This is a genomic window from Sodalis sp. RH20, from assembly GCF_047324205.1.
In the GTDB taxonomy this organism is placed as follows: domain Bacteria; phylum Pseudomonadota; class Gammaproteobacteria; order Enterobacterales; family Enterobacteriaceae; genus Acerihabitans.
In genome coordinates this window covers 2,159,990-2,185,038 of the sequence record NZ_CP178733.1, presented here as the reverse complement: position 1 = coordinate 2,185,038, position 25,049 = coordinate 2,159,990, and the positions used below count along the sequence as shown (strand labels likewise).

Annotated in this window: 19 protein-coding genes; 15 read left to right on the top strand and 4 right to left on the bottom strand. The window is 58.8% G+C overall.

Features of this window, described 5'->3' with window-relative positions:
• Position 1 precedes the first annotated feature (1 nt).
• Positions 2 to 760 (bottom strand): YciK family oxidoreductase, encoded by a 759-nt coding sequence (locus tag ACL2XM_RS10070; RefSeq protein WP_413732838.1) that lies wholly within the window; start codon positions 758 to 760, stop codon positions 2 to 4.
• A gap of 223 nt (positions 761 to 983) precedes the next feature.
• Between ACL2XM_RS10070 and sohB the strand changes: the two genes are divergently transcribed.
• A complete protein-coding gene (sohB, locus tag ACL2XM_RS10065) occupies positions 984 to 2,030 on the top strand; it encodes a protease SohB (RefSeq protein WP_413722790.1) in 1,047 nt (348 codons plus the stop codon).
• Positions 2,031 to 2,110: 80 nt separating this feature from the next.
• Here the strand turns inward: sohB and ACL2XM_RS10060 are convergent, their stop codons facing one another.
• The gene (locus tag ACL2XM_RS10060; RefSeq protein WP_410015221.1) at positions 2,111 to 2,362 is read right to left on the bottom strand and encodes a YciN family protein; all 252 of its coding nucleotides are present in this window, start codon (positions 2,360 to 2,362) and stop codon (positions 2,111 to 2,113) included.
• Between the two features lie 421 nt (positions 2,363 to 2,783).
• On the opposite strand from ACL2XM_RS10060, the gene topA reads away from it, so the two are divergent.
• The 5 genes from topA (at position 2,784) to ACL2XM_RS10035 (ending at position 13,406) form a co-directional block, all read left to right on the top strand.
• Complete coding sequence (topA, locus tag ACL2XM_RS10055) at positions 2,784 to 5,372, top strand: type I DNA topoisomerase (RefSeq protein WP_410015220.1); 2,589 nt, start codon at positions 2,784 to 2,786, stop codon at positions 5,370 to 5,372.
• Positions 5,373 to 6,386: 1,014 nt separating this feature from the next.
• Positions 6,387 to 7,361 (top strand): HTH-type transcriptional regulator CysB, encoded by a 975-nt coding sequence (gene cysB / locus ACL2XM_RS10050; protein WP_410015219.1) that lies wholly within the window; start codon positions 6,387 to 6,389, stop codon positions 7,359 to 7,361.
• Positions 7,362 to 7,508: 147 nt separating this feature from the next.
• Positions 7,509 to 10,181 (top strand): aconitate hydratase AcnA, encoded by a 2,673-nt coding sequence (acnA, locus tag ACL2XM_RS10045; RefSeq protein WP_410015218.1) that lies wholly within the window; start codon positions 7,509 to 7,511, stop codon positions 10,179 to 10,181.
• 480 nt (positions 10,182 to 10,661) lie between these two features.
• On the top strand, positions 10,662 to 11,951 hold the full coding sequence (locus tag ACL2XM_RS10040; protein WP_410015217.1) for an HAAAP family serine/threonine permease: 1,290 nt from the start codon (positions 10,662 to 10,664) through the stop codon (positions 11,949 to 11,951).
• A gap of 90 nt (positions 11,952 to 12,041) precedes the next feature.
• Positions 12,042 to 13,406 carry an L-serine ammonia-lyase gene (locus tag ACL2XM_RS10035; RefSeq protein ID WP_410015216.1) on the top strand — a complete coding sequence of 455 codons (1,365 nt, stop codon included), beginning with the start codon at positions 12,042 to 12,044 and terminating at the stop codon, positions 13,404 to 13,406.
• 137 nt (positions 13,407 to 13,543) lie between these two features.
• On the opposite strand, the gene ACL2XM_RS10030 is transcribed toward ACL2XM_RS10035, so the two are convergent.
• Both ACL2XM_RS10030 and ribA read right to left on the bottom strand, forming a co-directional pair.
• On the bottom strand, positions 13,544 to 13,951 hold the full coding sequence (locus tag ACL2XM_RS10030) for a helix-turn-helix domain-containing protein (RefSeq protein ID WP_410015215.1): 408 nt from the start codon (positions 13,949 to 13,951) through the stop codon (positions 13,544 to 13,546).
• A gap of 124 nt (positions 13,952 to 14,075) precedes the next feature.
• Complete coding sequence (ribA, locus tag ACL2XM_RS10025) at positions 14,076 to 14,669, bottom strand: GTP cyclohydrolase II (protein ID WP_410015214.1); 594 nt, start codon at positions 14,667 to 14,669, stop codon at positions 14,076 to 14,078.
• A gap of 270 nt (positions 14,670 to 14,939) precedes the next feature.
• Here ribA and pgpB point away from each other — a divergent pair, with 270 nt between their 5' ends.
• From pgpB to ACL2XM_RS09980, 9 genes are all read left to right on the top strand, one after another.
• On the top strand, positions 14,940 to 15,695 hold the full coding sequence (gene pgpB / locus ACL2XM_RS10020) for a phosphatidylglycerophosphatase B (protein WP_413732836.1): 756 nt from the start codon (positions 14,940 to 14,942) through the stop codon (positions 15,693 to 15,695).
• 319 nt (positions 15,696 to 16,014) lie between these two features.
• A complete protein-coding gene (locus ACL2XM_RS10015) occupies positions 16,015 to 16,956 on the top strand; it encodes a D-ribose ABC transporter substrate-binding protein (RefSeq protein WP_410015212.1) in 942 nt (313 codons plus the stop codon).
• 45 nt (positions 16,957 to 17,001) lie between these two features.
• Positions 17,002 to 17,619: a DUF2291 family protein gene (locus ACL2XM_RS10010; protein ID WP_410015211.1), complete on the top strand. Its 618-nt coding sequence runs from the start codon at positions 17,002 to 17,004 to the stop codon at positions 17,617 to 17,619.
• Positions 17,616 to 19,136: a sugar ABC transporter ATP-binding protein gene (locus ACL2XM_RS10005; protein WP_413732835.1), complete on the top strand. Its 1,521-nt coding sequence runs from the start codon at positions 17,616 to 17,618 to the stop codon at positions 19,134 to 19,136. Before ACL2XM_RS10010 ends, ACL2XM_RS10005 begins: the two co-directional genes overlap by 4 nt.
• A gap of 1 nt (position 19,137) precedes the next feature.
• Positions 19,138 to 20,238 (top strand): ABC transporter permease, encoded by a 1,101-nt coding sequence (locus ACL2XM_RS10000; protein ID WP_410015209.1) that lies wholly within the window; start codon positions 19,138 to 19,140, stop codon positions 20,236 to 20,238.
• Between the two features lie 101 nt (positions 20,239 to 20,339).
• Positions 20,340 to 21,170, top strand: a complete 831-nt coding sequence (locus tag ACL2XM_RS09995) for a transketolase (RefSeq protein ID WP_410015208.1) — start codon at positions 20,340 to 20,342, stop codon at positions 21,168 to 21,170.
• Positions 21,163 to 22,107, top strand: coding sequence for a transketolase family protein (locus ACL2XM_RS09990; RefSeq protein ID WP_410015207.1), 945 nt, complete (start codon positions 21,163 to 21,165; stop codon positions 22,105 to 22,107). The genes ACL2XM_RS09995 and ACL2XM_RS09990 overlap by 8 nt, the downstream gene beginning before the upstream one ends.
• A 2-nt stretch (positions 22,108 to 22,109) precedes the next feature.
• The gene (locus ACL2XM_RS09985) at positions 22,110 to 23,597 is read left to right on the top strand and encodes an FGGY family carbohydrate kinase (RefSeq protein ID WP_413732833.1); all 1,488 of its coding nucleotides are present in this window, start codon (positions 22,110 to 22,112) and stop codon (positions 23,595 to 23,597) included.
• A gap of 19 nt (positions 23,598 to 23,616) precedes the next feature.
• Positions 23,617 to 25,044 carry an L-fucose/L-arabinose isomerase family protein gene (locus ACL2XM_RS09980; protein WP_410015205.1) on the top strand — a complete coding sequence of 476 codons (1,428 nt, stop codon included), beginning with the start codon at positions 23,617 to 23,619 and terminating at the stop codon, positions 25,042 to 25,044.
• Positions 25,045 to 25,049: the final 5 nt, after the last annotated feature.

Genomic DNA, 25,049 nt, shown 5'->3' with positions numbered 1-25,049 from the left:
ATTACGCCGGGCCCGGTGCACGGTCCGGCTGGGCATCGAAACTGATCCCGGTTTTGCGGCGGCTGTCATCCCCCATTAAATAAAGGTAGATGGGCATAATCTCGGCGGGGGTCTTGAGGCGATCGGCATTTTCATCCGGAAAGGCGCTGGCGCGCATACCGGTACGGGTGCCGCCGGGGTTGATGCAGTTAACCCGCAGGGTAGCCGCGGGATATTCGTCCGCCAGCACCTGCATCATGCCTTCGGTGGCGAATTTGGAGACAGCGTACACTCCCCAGTTGGCCCGTCCCTGGCGCCCGACGCTGGAACTGCTGAATATCAGGGAAGGCCGGGACGCCTGCAATAACAGCGGCAGCATCGCCTGGGTCAGCATAAAGGCGGCGTTCACGTTGACCGCCATCACCTGCTGCCAACTGGCGGGGGACTGCTGCGCCATCGGCACGATTTCGCCTAACAGGCCGGCATTGTTCAGCAGGCCGTCCAGGCGCGGAAAGTCGGCCGCGAGCCGCTGGCCCAGCAAGGCGTAATCCTCCGCTCCGGCCACCGCCAGGTCAAAGGGGATAACCCGCGCCGGCTGGCCGCCTTCACCGGCAATCAATCCCGCCACCGCCGCCAGCTTGGCTTCGGTGCGCCCCAGCAGCAATAGCCTGGCGCCGTGGCGGGCGTAAGTCAGCGCCGCCTCACGGCCGATGCCGTCGCCGGCCCCGGTCACCATAATGATGCGGCCGGCCAATAAGTCATGTTTGGGCTGGTAGTACAAGGGACGCTCCTTTGCTAACCCGTCACCCTGGAGGTGATATTAGCGCTCTTTTTACCCGACGGTCTCTCATTTTATGCCTGAAACCTGACCTCATTTCAATCGTTAACGGTTTACCGACTTAATATACGTAAACCTACGTAATATTCTGATTTTCCCGGCGACGTATACCCGCGCCTTAGCTAGAATAGACCGCAACGGAAAACACATTCAGCAAGGCGACAGCGTGGAATTTATTACTCTTTATGGACTCTTCCTGGCAAAAACCATCACCGTGGTGCTGGCCTTCGGCGCGATTTTGCTGCTGGTCATGGGATTGCGTCAGCGGCAGCGCCGGCGCAAGGGCGAAATCCAGATAACGGATCTGGGTAAACAGTATCGTGAGATGCAGCGCGAAATGCAGCTGGCGCGCATGGGCGAGGCCGAACAGCGTATCTGGCACAAGCGGCATAAGAAGCAGGAAAAAGGCGAGGCGAAACTGGCGCGCGCGCGCGCAAAGCATGGCGAAAAAACGCCGCAGAAATCCTGTTTGTACGTACTGGATTTCAAAGGCAGCATGGATGCCGGCGAGGTCGCTTCGCTGCGCGAGGAAGTGTCCGCGGTGCTGGCGGTGGCGAAACCGGAAGATGAGGTGCTGCTGCGCCTCGAAAGCCCCGGCGGGGTGGTGCATGGCTACGGCCTGGCCGCCTCGCAGCTGCAGCGCCTGCGCGATCGCGGCATCCGCCTGACGGTAGCGGTGGATAAGGTGGCCGCCAGCGGCGGTTATATGATGGCCTGCGTCGCCGATCGCATTATCGCCGCGCCTTTCGCCATTGTCGGTTCCATAGGCGTCGTGGCCCAGATTCCTAACTTCAACCGGCTGCTCAAGCGCAATGATATCGACATGGAACTGCACACCGCCGGGGCCTATAAGCGGACCCTGACCCTGTTTGGTGAAAACTCGCCGGAAGGACGGGAAAAGTTCCAGCAGGATCTGAACGAAACGCATCAGCTCTTCAAGCAGTTTGTCCATGACATGCGCCCCACGCTTGATATTGAAGCGGTGGCGACCGGCGAGCACTGGTACGGCACCCAGGCGCGGGAAAATGGTCTGGTTGACGGCATCGGCACCAGCGATGATCTGCTGATTGCCGAAATGGCCAACCATGAGGTCATTAGCGTGCGTTTCACGCGGCGTAAACGTTTGCTTGCGCGTTTTACCGACAGTGCGGCGTTAAGTATCGAGCAGCGCCTGTTGCATTTATGGCAACGGGGCCAAAAACCCCTGCTGTGACGGCTCCCCGCCCCGAGGGCGGGTATGTCCGGCGGTTTGCGCCCGCCCGGGAACGGGAAACCGGCCCGGGCGTGGGTCATTTATTCCTCCAGGTGATACTTTTCTGACAACACCACGGCGAGATGTTTAAACATATTGAACACTGCCGTGGTTTTACGGGTGGGTAATCCATCCTGATCGAAAAAGAATTCACCGCGGAAAATCAGCACGCCGCCTTTCTGTTCTACCTCGGTGGCCTCCATGCCGTGCATATATTCATCATGCGCGCGAATAATCCGGTTAGCCTCAATAAGCAGGCTGTTGCGATCAATGGGGGTGGTGTTAGCGTACATACCTATTACTCCTTAGATGTCTTCCGGCCTATTGTAATCCCCGGTTGTGTTTGGCTGCAAACAGACTAAGGTTTATTCGTCGAACGGGCTTTTTAAACGCTTTTGCCGCCCGGGAAATTTTTTGCGCCGCTAATAAGTTGCACCAACTTTTTTATCATGTAGAGTGTGGGCCTTCATCAACTGGCGGGGATAACCGCATCCCAATCAATAGTTGATTTATCAATATTCAATGAAAGTATTGATAAATTAATTTTATTTTTCAATAGGTTAATCTCATGGCAAAGGCGAAAAAGCAGACTGGCTGAACAGAGGTTGATTTTTGACGGCGCTGCCGCAATATAAAATTAGTAAATGCCCAGCCAGGGTCTGGCGCACAAAATGCTTCTTAATTACAGAAGAAATCATTCAGGTAAAGGTAAACATGGGTAAAGCTCTCGTTATCGTTGAATCACCGGCTAAAGCCAAAACGATTAATAAATATTTAGGCAATGACTACGTCGTTAAATCGAGCGTCGGTCACATCCGTGATTTGCCCACCAGCGGTTCCGCCACTAAAAAAAGCGCCGACGCCACCAAAACGAAAAAAGTGAAAAGCGACGCGCAAACCGCACTGGTCAATCGCATGGGCATTGATCCTTACCACGGCTGGAAAGCGCATTACGAGATCCTCCCCGGCAAAGAAAAAGTGGTCAACGAGCTCAAAGCGCTGGCGCAAAACGCCGACCATATCTATCTCGCAACCGACCTTGACCGCGAAGGGGAAGCCATCGCCTGGCACCTGCGGGAAGTGATCGGCGGCGATGACAAGCGTTTTAGCCGGGTGGTATTTAATGAAATCACCCGCAATGCCATTACGGCGGCGTTTAAAAAACCAGGCGAGCTGAATATCGACCGGGTCAACGCCCAGCAGGCCAGGCGTTTTATGGACCGCGTGGTGGGCTACATGGTCTCGCCGCTGCTGTGGAAAAAACTGGCCCGCGGCCTGTCCGCCGGACGCGTGCAGTCGGTCGCGGTACGCCTGGTGGTCGAACGCGAACGCGAGATAAAAGCCTTCGTGCCGGAAGAGTATTGGGAACTGCACGCCGACCTCAAGGTGTCGGACAAGGCGCAACTGCAGATGCAGGTCACCCATCATGGCGACAAGCCCTTTAAGCCGGTCAACCAGGCGCAGACCCAAGCCGCCGTCAAGCAGTTGGAAAACGCGCAGTATGTTATCGCCGACCGTGAGGACAAGCCCACCAGCAGCAAGGCCGGCGCGCCCTTTACCACCTCGACATTGCAACAAGCCGCCAGCACCCGCCTGGGTTACGGCGTCAAAAAAACCATGATGCTGGCCCAGCGCCTGTACGAAGCGGGGCATATTACCTATATGCGTACCGACTCCACCAACCTGAGCCAGGACGCGCTGGCCATGGCGCGCGATTACATCGGCGCACAGTTCGGCGCCAAATATCTGCCTAAGCAGGCCAATGAATACGCCAGCAAGGAAAATTCCCAGGAAGCGCATGAAGCGATCCGTCCTTCCGATGTCAATAATCTGGCCGAACAGCTAAAAGATATGGAAGTGGACGCGCAAAAGCTGTATCAGCTGATCTGGCGCCAATTTGTCGCCTGCCAGATGATGCCGGCGCAGTACGATTCCACCACCCTGACGGTCAAAGCGGCGGATTACCAACTGCGCGCCAAGGGCCGCATCCTGCGCTTCGACGGCTGGACCAAGGTCATGCCCGCGCTGCGCAAAGGGGATGAAGATCGCACCCTGCCGCCGGTTAGCGTGGGCCAGACGCTCGGGCTGGAAAAATTACTGCCCAGCCAGCACTTCACCAAGCCGCCCGCGCGCTACAGCGAAGCGTCCCTGGTCAAGGAACTGGAAAAACGCGGCATCGGCCGGCCGTCGACCTATGTGTCCATCATCTCCACCATCCAGGATCGCGGGTATGTACAGGTAGAAAACCGCCGTTTCTACGCCGAAAAAATGGGCGAAATCGTCACCGACCGCCTGGAAGAAAATTTCCGGGAACTGATGAACTACGACTTTACCGCCCGCATGGAAGACAAACTCGACCAGGTGGCCAATAACGAAGCCGAGTGGAAAGCCGTGCTGGACTCATTCTTCAGGGAGTTCAGCGAACAGCTCGAAAAGGCGGAAAAAGATCCGGAAGAGGGCGGCATGCGCCTCAACCAAATGGTGATGACCAGCATCGATTGTCCCACCTGCGGGCGCAAAATGGGCATCCGCACCGCCAGTACCGGCGTGTTCTTGGGATGTTCGGGGTATTCACTGCCGCCGAAAGAACGCTGCAAGACTACCATTAATCTGATCCCGGAATCGGAAACCCTCAATCTGCTGGAAGGCGAGGATGCCGAAACCAACGCTCTGCGCGCCCGTCGCCGCTGCCCTAAATGCGGCATGGCCATGGACAGCTACCTGATTGACAACGGCCGCAAGCTGCACGTCTGCGGCAACAATCCGCTTTGCGACGGCTATGAAATCGAGCAAGGCGAATTCAGGATCAAGGGCTACGACGGCCCGGTGGTCGAGTGTGAAAAATGCGGCTCCGATATGCATTTAAAACTGGGACGCTTCGGCAAATACATGGCCTGTACCAACGAGGAATGCAAAAACACCCGCAAAATCCTGCGCAACGGCGATGTTGCGCCGCCAAAAGAAGATCCGGTGCCGCTGCCTGAGCTGCAGTGTGAAAAATCGGACGCTTATTTTGTCCTGCGTGACGGCGCGGCTGGCGTATTCCTTGCGGCCAACACGTTCCCGAAATCACGTGAAACCCGGGCACCGCTGGTGGAGGAACTGGCGCGCTTCAAAGATCGCCTGCCGGAAAAACTGCGCTACCTGGCCGACGCGCCGGCAAAAGACCCCGAGGGCAACAAAGCCATGGTGCGCTTTAGCCGCAAGACCAAACAACAGTACGTTTCTTCCGAAAAAGACGGCAAGGCCACCGGCTGGACGGCGTTCTACATCGACGGCAAATGGCAGGTCACCAAAAAGTAGCCATGCGCCAGGCCCGCCAACACAGAGCTTAATGCAGACGTGTTCAAGGGAGACCGTGCCAGTGGGGCCGAATCGGGCGTGGTGTTCCCGCCCGACCGAGCGCCCCGCGGCGCGCCAGGCCCGCCAACACAGAGCTTAATGCAGACGTGTTCAAGGGAGAGCGTGCCGATGGGGTCGAATCGGGCGTGGTGTTCCCGCCCGACCGAGCGCCCCACGGCGCGCTAGGCCCGCCAACGCCGAACTCAAAGCAGACGTGTTAAAGGGAGACCGTGCCAGTGGGGTCGAATCGGGCATGGTGTTCCCGCCCGACCGAACGCCCCATGGCGCGGTAGGCCCGCCAACACTGCGCTTAATGCAGACGTGTCCAAGGGAGAGCGTGCCAGTGGGGCCGAATCGGGCGTGGTGTTCCCGCCCGACCGAGCGCCCCATGGCGCGGTAGGCCCGCCAACACAGAGCTTAATGCAGGCGTGTTCAAGGGAGAGCGTGCCAATGGGGCCGAATCGGGCGTGGTGTCCCCGCCAAACCGAGCCCCACGGCGCGGTAGGCCCGCCAACACTGCGCTTAAAGCAGACGTGTTCAAGGGAGACCGTGCCAATGGGGTCGAATCGGGCGTGGTGTTCCCGCCAAACCGAGCCCCACGGCGCGGTAGGCCCGCCAACACTGCGCTTAAAGCAGACGTGTTCAAGGGAGACCGTGCCAATGGGGCCGAATCGGGCGTGGTGTTCCCGCCCGACCGAGCGCCCCATGGCGCGGTAGGCCCGCCAACACTGCGCTTAATGCAGGCGTGTTCAAGGGAGAGCGTGCCAGTGGGGCCGAATCGGGCCGGCAATCATCAACCAACCTACGGGTTGGTTTTTTTATGTCTTATAAATAAGTTATATATAGCGATTTTTTATGATTAAATAGTATTAATTGCAAGATTAGCTTTCCCGCTGACGCCGGGGAAAAAAACCGCCCCCAGGCCGCGCCGCTGACAAGTAACGCTTGCGCCAAATTTATGCCAGGATGACAAAAATGAAATTGCAGCAACTTCGCTATATTGTTGAAGTCGTGAACCACAACCTTAATGTCTCCTCCACCGCCGAGGGGCTGTACACCTCCCAGCCCGGCATCAGCAAACAGGTACGGATGCTGGAAGACGAACTCGGGGTACAGATCTTCGCCCGCAGCGGCAAACACCTCACCCAGGTTACGCCGGCCGGACAGGAAATCATCCGCATTGCCCGCGAAGTCCTCTCCAAGGTCGACGCCATCAAGGCGGTGGCGGGCGAACATACGTATCCGGATAAAGGCTCGCTCTATGTCGCCACCACCCACACGCAGGCGCGCTACGCGCTTCCGGATGTGATCAAAGGGTTCATCGAACGCTACCCCCGCGTTTCCCTGCACATGCATCAAGGCTCGCCGACGCAAATCGCCGAAGCGGTCTCCAAAGGCATCGCGGATTTCGCCATCGCCACCGAAGCGCTCCACCTCTACGACGACCTGGTCATGCTGCCCTGCTACCATTGGAACCGCGCCATCGTGGTACTGCCCACCCATCCGCTGGCGGGCAAAGACCAGATCACCATTGAAGAACTGGCCGCGTTCCCCCTGGTCACCTACACCTTTGGGTTTACCGGCCGCTCGGAACTGGATACCGCCTTCAACCGCGCCGGGCTCACGCCGCGCATCGTCTTTACCGCCACCGATGCCGACGTGATTAAAACCTACGTCCGCATGGGCCTGGGCGTTGGCGTCATCGCCAACATGGCGGTCAGCAGCGAGGCCGACCCCGATCTGGTAAAAATCAACGCCGACGCCATGTTTGCCCTCAGTACCACCAAAATCGGCTTTCGCCGCAGCACCTTCCTGCGCAGCTACATGTATGATTTTATCCAGCGCTTCGCGCCGCATCTCACCCGCGACGTCGTGGATACGGCGGTGGCCCTGCGCTCCAATGAAGAAATCGAAGCGATGTTCAAGGATATTAAATTACCGGTAAAGTGACGCGCCGGTGCCGGCACCGGCATGACCGCATCGGTGAACACACTTTATGTTATGAAAAAGTTGCGTAATTCTTGTAAATTGTTTACTGCAATGCCTCAACCTGGATAGGGTTATGACTATAATGAAGTAAAAGTCTGGAGGAGAGCTATGTCGACAACGATTCGAGAAGCCAGTAAGGATCAACTGGTCATACGTGATAAAACCTACCGCTATTACAGCCTGCCGCGCGCCGCCCAACAGCTGGGCAACCTCGACCGGCTGCCCAAATCCATGAAGGTCCTGCTGGAAAACCTGCTGCGCAACCAGGATGACGACATCGTCACCGAAGCGGATCTGCGCGCCCTGGCGGGCTGGCTTGAGCACGCGCACGCGGACGGTGAAATCGCCTACCGTCCGGCGCGGGTGCTGATGCAGGATTTTACCGGCGTTCCGGCGGTGGTAGACCTCGCGGCGATGCGCGAAGCGGTAAAGCGCCTTGGCGGCGACGTCGATAAGGTCAATCCGCTCTCGCCGGTGGATCTGGTTATCGACCACTCGGTCACCGTCGACAGCTATGGCGACGATCGCGCCTTTGCCGAAAATAACCAATTGGAAATGGAACGCAACCTCGAGCGCTATAAATTCCTGCGCTGGGGACAACAGGCGTTCAGCCGTTTTCGCGTGGTGCCGCCTGAAAACGGCATCTGCCACCAGGTCAACCTGGAATATTTGGCGCTCACCGTCTGGCATGAAGAGCAGGATGGCGAGGCGGTGGCGTTTCCCGACACCCTGGTCGGCACCGACTCGCACACCACCATGGTCAACGGCCTGGGCGTGCTGGGCTGGGGCGTAGGCGGCATTGAGGCGGAGGCGGCCATGCTGGGCCAGCCGGTCTCGATGCTGATCCCCGATGTGGTCGGGTTTAAACTTATCGGCAAACTCAATGAAGGCATCACCGCCACCGACCTGGTGCTTACCGTCACCCAAATGCTGCGCAAACACGGCGTGGTGGGCAAATTCGTCGAATTCTACGGCGACGGACTGGACGTACTGCCGCTGGCGGACCGGGCCACCATCGCCAACATGGCGCCGGAATACGGCGCCACCTGCGGTTTCTTCCCTGTGGATGCCATTACCCTGGATTACCTGCGCCTGACCGGCCGCTCCGAGGAGCAAATCGCCCTGGTGGAAGCCTACAGCAAGCAGCAGGGATTATGGCGCCACCACGGCGACGAACCCCGCTTTACCAGCACCCTGACGCTTGATATGGGAAGCGTAGTGGCAAGCCTTGCCGGACCGAAGCGTCCGCAGGACCGGGTGGCGCTGCCGGGCGTGCCCGCCGCGTTTCGCGCCAGCGACGAACTGGATTTTACCCGGCGCACCCACCATCCTGATTTCCAGACCTTTGAACTGGATGGACAACAGCATGAACTGCACCAGGGCGCGGTGGTGATTGCCGCCATTACCTCCTGTACCAATACGTCCAACGCCAATATCCTGATGGCCGCCGGCCTGCTGGCCCGCAACGCGGTCAACAAGGGATTGCGGACCAAGCCCTGGGTCAAGACGTCCCTGGCCCCCGGTTCCAAAGTGGTGACCGATTACCTCGCCGCCGCCGGCCTGACGCCTTATCTGGATCGCCTGGGCTTCAACCTGGTGGGCTACGGCTGCACCACCTGTATCGGTAATTCCGGTCCGTTAAAGGAATCCATCGAGGCGGCGATTAAATCCGGCGACCTGACGGTGGGAGCGGTGCTTTCCGGCAACCGCAACTTCGAGGGGCGCATCCATCCGCTGGTGAAAACCAACTGGCTGGCTTCACCGCCGCTGGTGGTGGCCTATGCCCTGGCCGGCAACATGCAGGTGAACCTGAGCGAAGATCCGCTCGGCACCGACCCGCAGGGACAACCGGTATATCTCAAGGATATCTGGCCCAGCTCGGCGGAAATCGCCGATGCGGTAGCGCTGGTCAACAGCGCCATGTTCCACAAGGAATACAGCGCGGTCTTTAACGGCAACGCGCAATGGCAAAATATTGAGGTCAACCGCACGCCGACCTACGACTGGCAGCCGGATTCCACCTATATCCGCCTGACGCCGTTTTTTGACGATATGCAGCATCAGCCGAAGCCCGTGGAAAATATCACCCATGCCAGAATCTTGGCCATGCTGGGCGATTCCGTGACCACCGATCATATATCGCCCGCGGGCAATATCAAGGTGGACAGCCCGGCCGGCCTGTACCTGCGCGAGAACGGCGTCGAAGCCGGTAACTTTAATTCCTACGGCTCCCGGCGCGGTAATTACGAAGTGATGGCGCGCGGCACCTTCGCCAATATCCGCATCCGCAATGAGATGGTGCCGGGCGTAGAAGGGGGGATTACCCGCCATATCCCGTCAGGCGAGGAGCTGGCGATTTACGATGCCGCCATGCGTTACCAGCAGGAACAGGTGCCGCTGGCGATTATCGCCGGGAAAGAGTACGGCTCCGGCTCCAGCCGCGACTGGGCCGCCAAGGGGCCCCGGCTGTTGGGTATACGGGTGGTGCTTGCCGAGTCGTTCGAGCGTATCCACCGCTCCAACCTGATCGGCATGGGCATTTTACCGCTTGAATTCCCGGCGGGGGTTACCCGGAAAACGCTGGGCCTGACCGGCGACGAAAGCATCAGCATCAGCGGACTGGACGAACTCGCGCCGGGCCAAACGGTACCGGTGCGCATTACCTATGCCGACGGACGTATTGAAGTGGTGCCGGCACGTTGCCGCATCGATACCGGCAATGAGCTGACCTACTTCCGCCATGACGGCATTTTAAACTACGTGATCCGCAAAATGTTGTAATCTCCCGGCGCTTCCCGCCACTCGCCAGGGCGGCGGGAAGCGCGCTGGACAGGACGCGATGCGAATAAACGACAGAATCTGCGTGACATTGGCGATGCCGGGTATATTATTTCCCCGGCATATTTATTTTTCTCGCCAGACTTAATTATTTTATTTATTGGCCTGACAAGGTTATTCTGTTATTATGTTGGCATATAAAGTATCAAATTAGCACCCTTACAGCGCGCCGGTGATAAAGTATTAATATTGACATTTTAATTTAAATACCGTTTTTTATCCTCTCAATTAATACCTGCAATTTTGTGATCCCTACAGGGTTATTATTAATTCCATTTGATATAGAATGCCGCCACTGAAAGATAGCGCCTGCGAATGAAAATAAAAATCTATTTTCATGAGTGGTTATTTTTAACCTTAGCGCAATATCTTTAACATATTCGCGGCATTTTTATTTCATCGTTCCCTGAGGAGAACACTATAATGAATAGCATCACGGAAAGCGCATCGGTGCTGGAGGCGTCCTCCGCCTCCAGCTGGCGCAGAAGCGACACCATGTGGATGTTGGGCCTGTACGGCACGGCCATCGGCGCGGGCGTGCTGTTTTTACCTATTAATGCGGGCATCGGCGGGCTGTTGCCGCTCATTATTATGGCGATTCTCGCCTTTCCCATGACCTTTTATGCCCATCGCGGATTATGCCGCTTTGTATTATCAGGTAAAAATGGCGGCGAGGATATAACTGAAGTTGTTGAAGAACATTTTGGCGTGGGTGCGGGTAAATTAATCACCTTGCTGTATTTTTTTGCAATATATCCTATTTGTCTGGTGTATGGCGTCGCCATCACCAATACCGTTAACAGCTTTATTACCCACCAGCTCCATTTGGTGGCGCCGCCGCGGGCGATATTATCGCTGATATTAATTGTCGGGCTGATGACCATTGTGCGCTTCGGCAAAGACATGATCGTCAAAGCGATGAGTATCCTGGTTTTCCCTTTTGTCGCGGCATTGATGTTGCTGGCGCTTTATCTTATTCCCAACTGGAGCGCCGCCATATTCGATAACGCGTTCGTTGCCGGCGCCGCCACCGGCCATGGTCTGATGACCACGCTATGGCTGGCGATCCCGGTCATGGTCTTCTCGTTTAACCATTCGCCGATTATCTCCTCGTTTGCGGTAGCCAAGCGTCAGGAATATGGCGTGGGCGCGGAGAAAAAATGTTCCCGCATCCTGGCCTGCAGCCATGTGATGATGGTAGTAACGGTGATGTTTTTTGTGTTTAGCTGCGCGCTCAGCCTGTCCACCGCCGATCTGATGGAAGCCAAGGCGCAGAATATTTCCATCCTGTCCTACCTGGCCAATCATTTTAACAACCCGCTGATTGCATGGATGGCGCCGATTATCGCCACGGTCGCTATCAGCAAATCCTTTCTTGGCCACTACCTCGGCGCCCGCGAAGGCTTCAACGGCATGATGATCAAAGCATTACGCAGCCGTGGCAAAACCGCCTCCGAAGAAAAGCTTAACCGCATCACCGGCATCTTTATGCTGCTGACCACCTGGCTGGTGGCGACGCTTAACCCCAGCATCCTCGGCATGATTGAAACCCTTGGCGGTCCGGTTATCGCCATGCTGTTGTTCTTGATGCCGATGTACGCCATCCAGAAAGTACCGGCGATGAAAAAATACAGCGGCCACTTCAGCAACGTATTTGTGGTGTTTATGGGCCTGATCGCCATGTCGGCGATTATCTATAGCCTGATGGGCTGATGGCCAAGCCGGGTCCTTCGGGCCCGGTCCGCTTTTCGCGCCGAGGATGTCGATGGAAAACCTTCGGCGCCGCATAATAAGGACAGGGTTATGGTTAGCATTTTTGATATTTTCAAGATAGGCATCGGTCCTTCCAGTTCGCACACCGTCGGCCCGATGAAAGCCGGGAAAATGTTTACCGATGATTTGCAGGCGCAGGGGCTGCTTTCCTCGATCGACCGCCTCGGCGCGGACGTCTATGGTTCCCTGTCATTAACCGGCCGGGGACATCATACTGATATCGCCATCATCATGGGCCTGGCCGGCAAGGCGCCCGATACGGTTGACGTGGATGCCATCCCGCAGTTTATCCAGCAAGTGCGGCAGCGTGGGCGGCTGCCCCTGGCGGACGGCCACGAAGTGGATTTTGCCGTGGCCTCGGCCATTGTGTTTCGCGATGAGAACCTGCCGTTGCATGAAAACGGCATGATGTTCAATGCCTACCGGCAAAATGCGCTGGTTTACAGCAAAACCTATTATTCCATCGGCGGCGGGTTTGTGGTCGATCGGGAAAACTTCGGCAAAAAGATCCCATCCGAGCAGGCGGTGCCGTTTCCTTTCTTTTCGGCGCAGAACCTGTTGCGCCACTGTCGCGATAATTGCCTGTCGCTCTCGGCGGTGGTGATGAAGAACGAACTGGCCCTACATACCCGGGAGGAGATCGAACACTATTTCGGCGCGGTATGGCTCACCATGCAAAACGCCATGCAGCGCGGCATGAATACCGAGGGCGTGCTGCCGGGGCCGATCCGGGTGCCGCGCCGCGCCTCCAGCCTGCACCGGCTGCTGTTTACCAATGATCGTTTCTCCAGCGATCCGATGAACGCCATGGACTGGGTCAATATGTTCGCCATGGCGGTGGCCGAGGAAAACGCCGCCGGCGGGCGGGTGGTTACCGCGCCGACCAATGGCGCCTGCGGCATTATCCCAGCGGTGCTGGCCTATTATGATCATTTTATCCAGCCGGTGACCCCGGAGGCGTACCTGCGCTATTTCCTGGCCTCCGGCGTGGTCGGCGCGCTGTATAAAATGAACGCGTCCATTTCCGGCGCCGAAGTAGGGTGCCAGGGTGAAATCGGGGTGGCCTGCTCGATGGCGGCGGCGGGGCTGGCGGAGCTGCTGGGCGGCAGTCCGGAACAGGTGTGCATCGCGGCGGAAATCGGCATGGAGCATAACCTCGGCCTGACGTGCGATCCGGTGGCGGGCCAGGTGCAGGTACCCTGTATCGAGCGTAACGCCATTGTGGCGATGAAGGCGATTAACGCCGCGCGCATGGCGGTGCGGCGCACCACGGAACCGCGCGTGTCGCTGGATAAGGTTATCGAGACCATGTATGAAACCGGCAAGGACATGAACGCCAAATACCGCGAAACATCGCGCGGCGGACTGGCGATCAAGGTTGTGTTATGTGAATAGCGCGGGGCATGAAATCAGCTGAACCCGGCGGCAAGGATGGCCGCGTCCGGGTCCGCCACGGGCATTGCGGCCTCAGGGCCGGGGAAGGCGGCGATGACCGCCGCGATAGGTGCTCCCGCCGCCGGGAGGGCCGGGGTTCACCACAGGATATTGTTTTCGGCGGCGGAGATATACCAGTCGACGGCAGAGGCATCCGCGCTTTTTTCCACCAGGGGTTTGTCCGCCTCATCCACGGTTGCGGCTTTTTTGCGGATCCGCAGCGGCGTGTTCGCTTTTTCGCCGCTGACCTGGGCGTTAAAGGCGCGCACTTCGGTGTCGAACAGCACCCCTTCCAGCTGATGCAGGCGATTGAGGCCGCGCAGAATGCAGATAAGCGTGCTGAGCGTGACCGAACCGCCCATTTCGGCGCGCTTAATGGTGGCGATGCCCAACCCGGAACGCTCCGCCAGATCAATTTGCGACAGGCGCTGCTCAATGCGCGCATCCTTAATCCGGCAGCAGAGATCGGCAATGATTTCGCTGTCGTTCATGGTACTGAACTTCATGGTTTATAACCCTGTATTTAAAGAGAGTAATATACCTTAATCATGGGCCCGGATTCGGGTGGCCGATCTCATAATCAGGCTCCAGGGGCGCGCCGGATGGCGCGGCCCCATCATCCGCGGGGCGTTATTTAATATCCAGCAAATGACCCATTTTGGTCGCTTTGGTGTTCAGGTAGCGTTCATTTTCCGGGTTGCGCCCGACGATAAGCGGCACGCGCTCGGTAATGTTAATGCCCGCCTCCGTAAGGATTTCCACCTTTTGCGGATTGTTGGTCAGCAAACGTACCGATTCCACGCCCAGCAGTTTGAACATATCGGCGCACAGGGTGAAATCCCGCTCGTCGGCGGCAAAGCCCAACTGGTGATTGGCCTCAACGGTATCGGCGCCTTTATCCTGGAGCGCATAGGCGCGTATTTTATTCAGTAAGCCGATGTTACGGCCTTCCTGGCGGTGATAGAGCAAAATGCCGCGGCCTTCCTCGGCAATGTGGGTTAACGCGGCCTCAAGCTGAAAGCCGCAGTCGCAGCGCAGGCTAAACAAGGCGTCGCCGGTGAGGCACTCGGAGTGCACCCGCGCCAGCACCGGTTCCACGCCGGTAATATCACCGAAAACCAATGCCAGGTGATCGTGTCCGGTCGCTAATTCCTCGAATCCCACCATCAGGAAATCGCCCCAGGGTGTCGGCAGTTTGGCTTCTGCCACACGTTTAAGCTGCATGTTGCTCTCCAAAACTTCTTTATCGTCGCTCATCTCACTCTCGATGATGCCGTCTGACCAAGCATGGTGCGGTCGAGTGCGCGAAGATTCATTAATAGTGCATTTTGCCATAAATTTACCGAAAACTGACGGTTGAAAATCCTGTTTGCTGGCAAAATAGTCATTAGATTGTCACAATTGCTTACCGACCGATCGTTCTTATTAGGAAAATTGCCGCCGCCCTGACGTTAAACTGTTCAGCGGTAAGACATTTAACGGAAAATTATCTTTATGTTTGAAATAGCGAAACGCACCGGCCTGGGCGCGGTAATACTTATGATAATACCACTTTTGGTCTGGGTCAGTGGCTGGCAGTGGCATCCCGGCGATGAGGCCGGCTGGTGGCGGGGTATGTTCTGGATAACCCAAACCGTCAGCGCGCCGTGGGGCATGGTTACCAGCGCGCTGCTGCTGGGCTGGTTTCTCTGGTGCCTGCGCTTTCGCTTAAAGCCCGCCCTCGCACTGGCCTGTATCCTGGGCGTGACGATTTTAGCGGGCCAGGGCCTGAAAACGGTTATCAAGGAGCGGGTGCAGGAGCCGCGGCCCTATGTGCTGTGGCTGGAGAACGCCTTCGCCATCGACGATCGGGCGTTTTATTCGCTCCCGCCTAAAGCGCGCGCGCAATGGGTGAAAAAGGAGCTGCAGAACGAGGAGCAGATCCCGCCGTGGCTGCGTAAGCACTGGCAGCATGATACCGGTTTTGCCTTCCCTTCCGGGCATACGATTTTCGCCGCCAGCTGGGCGCTGCTGGCGCTGGGGCTGCTGTGGCCGCGCCGGCATTTCGCCTCGGTGGCGATTATCATGATCTGGGCGGTGGCGGTCATGTGCAGCCGGCTGATCCTGGGGATGCATTGGCCGCGGGATTTGGTCATGGGAACCGTGCTGAGCTGGCTGATGATAACGCTAGCCTGCTGGCTGGTGCAGCGCTGGATTGGCCCGCTGACGCCGAAAATCGACGAGGCGCGGGATATTAAATCCCGCGCGTAGCCGGCTTCCGCCCCAGCGGCGCGTTCTCGCAAACGCACCCCTACCGGGAAAAACATAAGCCTCATCGCATGCCGTCCCGTGCCGGCCAGCCTGGCGCGCCACGAGGTCGCGGGCGGGCGGGGGAACCACGCCCGATTCGACCCCAGCGGCATGTTTTCATTTCCCCGCATCCGATGTAATCATCTTGTTGCTTTTTGTGACAGCACTCGCTATTCCCAACAATCGTAATGGACATTATCGCGGGGACTTGCCACACTCCAGTTGAATATAAAATCAAAAGTGAATATATATTCACGTGTATTCATCCAGGAGAACAACAATGAACACCTTCCTACTGAAACCCTGCGTTGCCGCCGTCCTCTTGTCATTATCCATGGCGTCCTTCGCCGCGGATAAAGGCCTGATTGCCATCATTACCCCGTCCCATGATAACCCGTTCTTCAAGGCGGAAGCCGATGCCGCCTCGGCCAAGGCCACCGAGCTGGGATATACCACGCTGGTGGCGTCCCATGACGATGACGTCAGCAAGCAGAACCAGCTGATTGAAACCGCCATCGCCCGTAAGGCCAAGGCAATCGTGCTGGATAACGCCGGGTCCGACGCCACTATCGGGCCGTTGAAAAAGGCCAAGGCGGCCGGTATTCCCGCCTTCCTGATCGATCGTGAAATCAATGCCACCGGCGTGGCGGTGGCGCAGATCGTGTCCAATAACTACCAGGGCGCGCAGCTGGGCGCGGAGAAGTTCGTCAAGCTGATGAACGGCAAAGGCAAGTATGTGGAACTGCTGGGCAAGGAATCCGATACCAATGCCCACGTGCGTTCGCAGGGCTACCACGATGTGATTGACGAATATACCGGGCTGAAGATGGTGGCGCAGCAAACCGCCAACTGGAGCCAGACCGAGGCTTTCAGCCGGATGGAATCCATTTTGCAGGCCAATCCGGATATTACCGGCGTGATCTCCGGCAACGATACCATGGCATTGGGCGCCGAAGCCGCGCTGAAGGCCGCCGGGCGCAAGGACGTGATCCTGGTGGGTTTTGACGGCAGCGATTATGTACGCGACTCGATAATCGCCAAGGGCAATATCAAGGCCACGGTGCTGCAGCCGGCCGCGGCGCAGGCCGAAATGGCGGTGGAACAGGCGGATGTGTACCTGAAGACCGGCAAAGCCGGTAAAGAAGAGAAGCAACTGATGGATTGCGTGCTGATCGACGAGACCAACGCCAAAAACCTGAAGACCTTTAGCCTGAAAAACTAATCACCTGTGGCAAGGGGCCGGACGGCCCCTTGATTGGGAGACGACATGCAGCTCAACGCATTACGCAAGACGGGAATAGGATGTGTGATCCTGCTGCTGCTGACGGCCTGTGACGTGGTCGGTCTGGACAGTAACGGCAAACCTGTTATCCCCGCCGATCCGTCGGCCGGGCCGGATTATTCCAACCAGACGCCGGCGCAAATCGCGCAGGCCTTCTGGGCGCCGAAGGTGCTGCCGGCCGCGCACGCCCAGGCACTTGACTGGACGGCGCTCAAGCAGGCCCAGGGGCAGGTGAAGGGCGTCGACGGCAAGAGCGTCTATACCCGGTTCAGCGGCAAGGTGACCGCGGTGGATGCCGACGGCCTGGAACGCAAGCTGACGCTTAGCGTTAACAACGAGCCGGTTACCCTGCAGTTGGGACCGATTATCAGGGGCAACGCCGTGCGCGATGCCGCCGGTTTTCTTCGTTTTGAGGATTTTAAAAACCAGGTGCAGTTTGCCCAGGTGGCCAAGGCGCTCAATAAGCAGGCGTTAAGCGGCCTGCCGGCGGTGGATGGCGGCTGGGTGGGGCAGCAGGTGGACGTGCTGGCGGCGGTGACACTGCGCGCGGACAGTATTGATGACGCCGTGGCGCTGGAGCTTAAACGGGGGACGGCACAATGAGCGAGACACCGGACATTATCCTGCGCGCCAAGGGCATCACCATGCTTTATCCCGGCACGCTGGCGCTGGATAACGTGGACTACAACGTCTATCGCGGCAAGGTGAATGTGATTATCGGCGAAAACGGCGCCGGTAAATCAACCCTGATGAACGTACTGGCCGGCGTGCAGCAGCCTACCTCCGGCCAGATGCTGCTTAACGGCGAGCCGGTAAGCTTCGGTAATACCCGGGACGCGGCGGCCAAGGGGATCGGCATGGTGCATCAGGAGCTGAACCTCTCGGAAAACCTGAACGTGGCGGAGAATATTTTTCTCGGACGCGAGCATCAGAAGGGATTATGGCCCATCGATCAGGCCGGGCAGGAGCGCATTGCCGCCGAGCTGATGAATCGGCTAGATCAACCGATCTCGCCGCGCGAACTGGTGGCCAACCTGAAGGTCGGCCAGCAGCAAATGGTGGAGATTGCCAAGGCGCTGGCGGAACAGGCGGATATTCTGATCCTTGACGAACCCACTTCGGCGTTAAGCAAAACCGAAGTCAACGTGCTGTTCCGGGTGATCCGCGAGCTGACGCGCCAGGGGGTGACGATTATCTATATCTCCCACCGCCTGGAAGAGCTGATGACCATCGGCGATTACATCACCATTCTGCGCGACGGGCGTTTCCAGGCCGAGGCGCGGGTCAGCGAAATCGACGTGCCCTGGATCGTGCGGGAAATGCTGGGAGGTGACCCTGTCACAACATTTCTCAAGCCGGGCCGCATTTTTGGCCTGCCGGTGTTGCAGGTCGATCATATTACCAGCGTTAACGATGCCGGGCATCCCGTGGTCAACGACGTGTCCTTTAGCGTGCGCGCCGGCGAAATCGTCGGCATTTACGGTCTGATGGGCGCCGGCCGCACCGAGCTGTTTGAATGCCTGCTCGGCACGGAAAAAAACTATCTGGGCAAAATCTGGCTGGGGGATTTGCCGGTGTCGACGCGTATGCCCACCGCCAACCGTATCAAGCTCGGCATGAGCCTGGTGCCGGAAGATCGCAAAAAAACCGGCATTTTCCCGGCCTCGAGCGTCGCGGTCAACCTGACCATTGCCAGCCTGTGGCGCCGCTTGCAGCACGGTTTCAGCATCATGCGCCAGCAGGAGCAGCAGGCGGTGGCCACCACCATCGGCAATCTGTCAATCAAGGTCTCGTCGCCGGATGTGGAGATCCAGGCGCTGAGCGGCGGCAATCAGCAAAAGGTGGTGATCGGACGCTCGCTTTTGACCAACCCGAAACTGCTGCTGCTGGACGAACCCACCCGCGGCATCGACGTGGGCGCCAAGGCGGATGTGTTCGAGATGATGGTGGCGTTGTCGGAGAAGGGCATCGGCATTTTGTTCTCCACCTCGGATTTGAAAGAAATCATGGCGGTCTCCGACCGTATTCTGGTGATGTCGAACGGTAAATTGACGGCCAATGTCGAGCGTCAATCGGCCCAGGAATCGGCATTGGTCTCGGCGAGTGCAAAAGGGTTTTGATATGAAAGCAACCAACACCGCGACATTAGCGCCCCTGACGGGCACCCGGCGTTTTCGCTCGCGCGAAAATATGCTGCTGCTGCTGCTTAAATTGCGCACTTTTATCGCGTTATTCCTGATCCTGGGGTTTTTTACCACCACGGTGCCCGGATTTCTCGAGACCGGCAGCATCATCATCATGATGAAACACATCTCGATTAACGCCTTTTTGGCGCTCGGCATCACGTTTGTCATCATCACCGCCGGCATTGATCTGTCCATCGGCGCCACCCTCGGCCTGTGCGGCATGTTCGCCGGCTGGATGCTGACCCAGGGCATCGTATTGCCGATGTTCGGCATCGCCATATTTCCCAGCGTCTGGGTGATCGTCCCGGCGGTACTGCTCCTGGGGGGCCTTATCGGCGCCATTAACGGCTGGATTATCACCCGCTATAACGTCGCGCCCTTTATCTGCACCCTGGGCACCATGTACATCGTGCGCGGCGCGGCGATGCTGCTCTCCAACGGCGAAACCTTTCCGGGACTTGACGGCAACCCGCGCCTGGGCAACACCGGATTTGATCTTATCGGCGCAGGAACGCTGTTCGGCGTGCCCTACAGCATCTGGATGATGTTTGTGCTGGCGCTGGCGATTGCCTATATCGCCCGCCGACTGCCGTTCGGCCGCCATGTGTACGCCATCGGCGATAACGAGCGCGCCGCCGAGCTGTCCGGCATCAAGGTCAAGCAGGTCAAGGTCTGGGTGTACACCATCTCGGGGCTGTGCGCCGCCGTGGCGGGGATCGTGGTGTCCTCGCAGCTGGTGGCCAGCCATCCCGCCACCGGCACCGCGTTTGAAATGAACGCCATCGCGGCGGTGGTCCTGGGCGGCACATCCCTGGCCGGCGGGCGCGGCACCATCGTGGGCACCCTGATCGGCGCCTTTGTCATCGGCATCCTGGCGGACGGCCTGGTGATGATGGGCGTCAGTGAATTCTGGCAAATGGTCATCAAGGGCATGGTCATTATCGTGGCGGTGATTATCGATCAGATGCAAAACCGCATGCAGCGCAAGGCGGCCATTGTCTCGCAAAAAATCATTAAAGAGGGCGCGCCTGAATAACGCTACGCCCGCATCGCGGCGGGTAGCGTTTTTTTTGGCTTATTCGAATAAATATTCTTTTATGCGTAAAAATTCGCTTTAAGCGAAAGAGAGGTAACGTGATGAACCCTTATTCATTATCAGTCGATGAACTGGTCAAGAAGGCGCGTCAGATTCGCCGCCGCATCGTAGCGTTGAACGCCGGAAGCCCGGCCGGCGGCCATACCGGCGCCGACCTCTCCGAGGTGGAAATCCTGACGGCGCTTTATTTCCGCGTGCTGAACTGCGCGCCCGACAGGCTGGACGATCCCGCGCGGGATATCTATATCCAGTCAAAGGGCCACGGCGTTGGCGGTTATTACTGCACGTTGGCCGAAGCCGGCTATTTCCCCATCGATTGGCTGCCGACCTATCAGCATGCCAATTCCCATTTGCCCGGCCACCCGGTGCGCCATAAGACGCCCGGCATCGAACTCAATACCGGCGCGCTCGGCCACGGCCTGCCGGTGGCCGTGGGCATCGCCCTGGCGGCCAAACGCGACCATAGCGCCAGGAAAGTGTTCGCGCTGACCGGCGACGGCGAACTGGCCGAGGGCAGCAACTGGGAAGCGGCGCTGGTGGCCGCCCATTACGGCCTGGATAACCTGGTCATTATCAACGATAAAAACAAACTGCAGCTGGCGGGCCTGACGTGCTCGATCATGAATACCGATCCCCTGGCCGACAAGTGGCTGGCCTTCGGCCTGAACGTGACCGAATGCGCCGGCAACGATATGCAATCAGTCGTGGATACGCTGGAAAACCTGCCGGCCAACGGCAAGCCTAACGTGGTGATCGCCAATACCGAAAAGGGCGCGGGTATCTCTTTTACGCAGGGACGGGCCGAATGGCATCACCGCGTATTCAAAGGGGATGAAATCACTCAGGCGTTGGAGGAATTAAAAGATGAGTAATGCAGAACATTTGGCAAGCGTGATGGTGGAGCAGCTAATCAAGGCGGTAGACAATGGCATGGACGTGGTGCCGGTGCTGGCGGATTCCACCTCCACGGCCAAGATCGGCCCGTTTATCGCGCGGTTCCCGGATCGCATCGTCAACGTCGGCATCGCCGAGCAAACCATGGTGGGCACCGCGGTGGGGCTGTCCATCGGCGGCAAGATTGCCGTGACCTGCAACGCCGCGCCGTTCCTGATTTCCCGCGCCAACGAGCAGGTCAAAATCGATGTCTGCTATAACAACTGCAACGTCAAGCTGTTCGGGCTTAACGCCGGCGCCAGCTATGGGCCGCTGGCCAGCACCCATCATAGTATCGATGATATCGCGGTGCTGCGCGGTTTCGGCAATATCCAGATCTTTGCGCCGTCGTCCCCTGAGGAATGCCGCCAGATTATCGATTATGCCCTGTCTTACGTCGGGCCGGTCTATATCCGTCTTGACGGCAAAGCGCTGCCCGCGCTGCACGATGCCGGTTACCGTTTTAAACCGGGACAAATCGACATGCTGCAACACGGCGGCGACGTGGCGCTGGTGGCCATGGGCTCGACGGTGCACGAGGCGGTGGAGGCCGCCGGTCTGCTGGCGGAGCAGGGCATTTCTGCCGCGGTCGTCAACGTATCCTCGATTCGCCCGTGCGATACTCGCCAACTCCTGGCGCTGTTAAAAGAGAGTCAACGGGTGATTACGCTTGAAGAGCACAATATCAACGGCGGCCTCGGCAGCCTGGTGGCAGAGGTGCTGGCCGAGGCGGGCTGCGCCATTCCGCTGGTGCGCCTGGGCATTGGCGACGGCGAGTACGCCATCGCGGCGGACCGGGCGGCGATGCGCGCCCATCACGGTTTTGACGCCGCGGGCGTGGTGCGCACCGCCCTGCGCGTGTGCCGGGGGGCCTGACGATGACGACGCCCATCATCCTCGCCATTGACGAGGGCACCACCAACGCCAAGGCGATTGCCGTCGATCGCGCGGGGGCGATCCTCGCTAAGGCGGCGGTTCCCCTGGTTCTTTACCATCCCCGGCCGGGCTGGGCCGAACAGGATCCCATTGCCATCTGGCAGGCGGTCTGCCAGGCGGTGGCCGCTTGCCTGGCGCAGGTCCCCGACGCGCTGGTAAGCGCGGTGGCCGTCAGCAATCAGCGCGAGTCGGTGATGATTTGGGAGCGGGCCTCCGGCGAGCCCCTGACGCCGGTCGTCAGCTGGCAGTGCCGGCGCTCGCAGGATTTTTGCCGCGAGCTGGCCGCAAGCGAACACGCATCGCTGATTTACCAGCTCACAGGGTTGCCCATCGACCCGCTGTTCCCCGCCGCGAAAATCCGCGGCATGCTGGCCGCGTTGCCGCAAGGCGTGGAACGCGCCGCCCGCGGAGAACTGTGCGTCGGCACGGTGGATGCCTGGCTGAACTGGCAACTGACCGGCGGCCTGGCGTTCAGCACTGATTACGCCAACGCTTCCCGCACCCAATTATTCAATATCCACGAGCGCCGCTGGGATGAAAGGCTGCTGGCGATTTTTTCGATACCCGCCGCCTGCCTGCCGGCGGTTAAACCTTCGGCGGCGGTGCACGGCCATACCCGCGCCGGACAGGTACCCGGACTGGCGCAAGGCATTCCCGTCGCTGCCCTGATCGGCGATTCCCACGCCGCGCTCTATGGCCAGGGCGGCAACCAGGCCGGCGACGTCAAGGCCACCTATGGCACCGGCTCATCCCTGATGCTGGCGGTGGACGCCGTCGGCGCCGGTGGGGAAGGGTTAAGCGCCACCGTGGCCTGGCATGACGGCGAAATCCGGTATGCGCTCGAAGGCAATATTACCCACACCGGCGCCGGGCTTTCCTGGGTGGCGCAACTGCTCGGCGTGACGTCGCTGACGCGGCTGTCCGAGATGGCCTTAAGCCCGGCGGGCAACCAGGGCGTGTTTTTTGTCCCGGCGCTGTCCGGCCTGGGCGCGCCCTACTGGGACAGCCGGGCGCGCGGCCTGATCTGCGGGCTGACCGATGCCGCCACGCCGGACGTCCTGGCGCGGGCCGGGCTGGAATCCATCGCCTATCAGGTCGCCGATGTGTTTTTTGCCATGGAACGGGCCGCCGGAAGACGGCTGCCGGCCTTGCGGGTGGACGGCGGCGCCACGCAAAACCGCTGGCTGATGCAGTTCCAGGCCGATTTATTGCAGCGCCGGCTGATCCGCAATCTGAACGCCGAGGTATCGGCGCTGGGCGCCGCCTATCTGGCGGGCAGGACGCTGGGCTGGTGGCCTGATAACCAACATATCGCGGCGTTGCCCCGTGAAGTGGAATACATCGAACCGCGCGCCGAGACCGCGGAGATGCGCGAGAACTATATCCTCTGGCAAACGGCCGTCGCGCGCGCCCGTTATCAGCCGGACTAACCCTATCTGGAGTAAAGCAATGTCGACAAAAATAATTGAAAATCTGACCCTGGCCGTGATCGTCGGCAATCGGGGATTTTTTCCCAGCTATCTGGTGACGGAGGCGCGTCGCGACGCGGCGGCGGTATTCGAGCGCTTGGGCATCAATATCGTCTGGCTGGACGAAACCCAAAGCAAACTGGGCGGAGTGGAAACCTGGCAGGACGCCAAGGCCTGCGCGCAGCTGTTTCGCCAGCGACGCGACGACATTCACGGCGTGGTGGTGCTGCTGCCCAACTTCGGCGACGAAAAAGCGGTGGCGGACGCGATTCGCCTGTCGGGGCTGACCGTGCCGGTGCTGATCCAGGCCGAGCAGGACAGTCTGGATAAAATGGGACTGGCAACCCGGCGCGACAGTTTCTGCGGCAAGATTTCGCTGTGCAACAACCTGCGCCAGTGCGGCATTCCGTTTACCCTGACCCAACGCCATGTCTGTACCGTGGCGGGCGACGCGTTTGCCCAGGACCTGCGTCAGTTTACCCAGCTTTGCCGGCTGGTACACGCCATGAAAGGCGTGCGTATCGGCGCCATCGGCGCGCGTCCCGCCGCCTTCAACACCGTGCGCTACAGTGAAAAATTGCTGGAGCGCATGAACGTCTCGGTGGAAACGCTGGATTTATCCGAAATTTTTACCCGCGTCGGCAACCTGGCCGATAACGACCTGCGGGTGGGAGAAAAGCTGGCGCTGTTAAAAGACAACGCGGATACCGGGGCCATTCCCCCGGAAAAACTGCATACCATGGCGAAGCTGTTCGTGGTGATAAGCGAATGGGTGCAGGCGAATGATATCGACACCACCGCCATCCAGTGCTGGACGTCGTTGCAGGAAAATCTCGGCATCAACGTGTGCTCCATCATGAGCGTCATGTCGGGGCAGTTGATGCCCAGCGCCTGCGAAGTGGACGTGATGGGGGCGCTGTCGATGTACGCGCTGGCCAGCTGTTCGCTGTCGCCCGCCTCCATCGCCGACTGGAATAATAACTTCGGCGATGAGCAGGACAAATGCGTGCTGTTCCACTGCGGCAACTTCCCCAGTGAAAGCCTGGAAAACCCGGCCATGGGCACGGCGGACATTATCGGCACCACCGTCGGCTGCGAAAATACCTGCGGCGCGGTGCATGGGCGCATGAAGGCCGGCCCCTTGACCTATTTCCGTCTGTCGTCGGATGATTTTACCGGTAAGGTCCGGGCTTACGTCGGTGAAGGCTCGGTGGTGAACGATCCGCTTGATACCGTCGGCTGTCGCGCGGTGGTACAAATTCCGGCCATGGAACCGTTGCTGCGCCATATTTGCGAGCAGGGCTTCGAGCACCATGTGGCCATGAACCATTCGGCCACCGCGGCGGTGCTGCATGAAGCCTTTACCAAGTATTTGGGCATAGAGTGTTACTGGCATGCCAGACCCTAACTCAC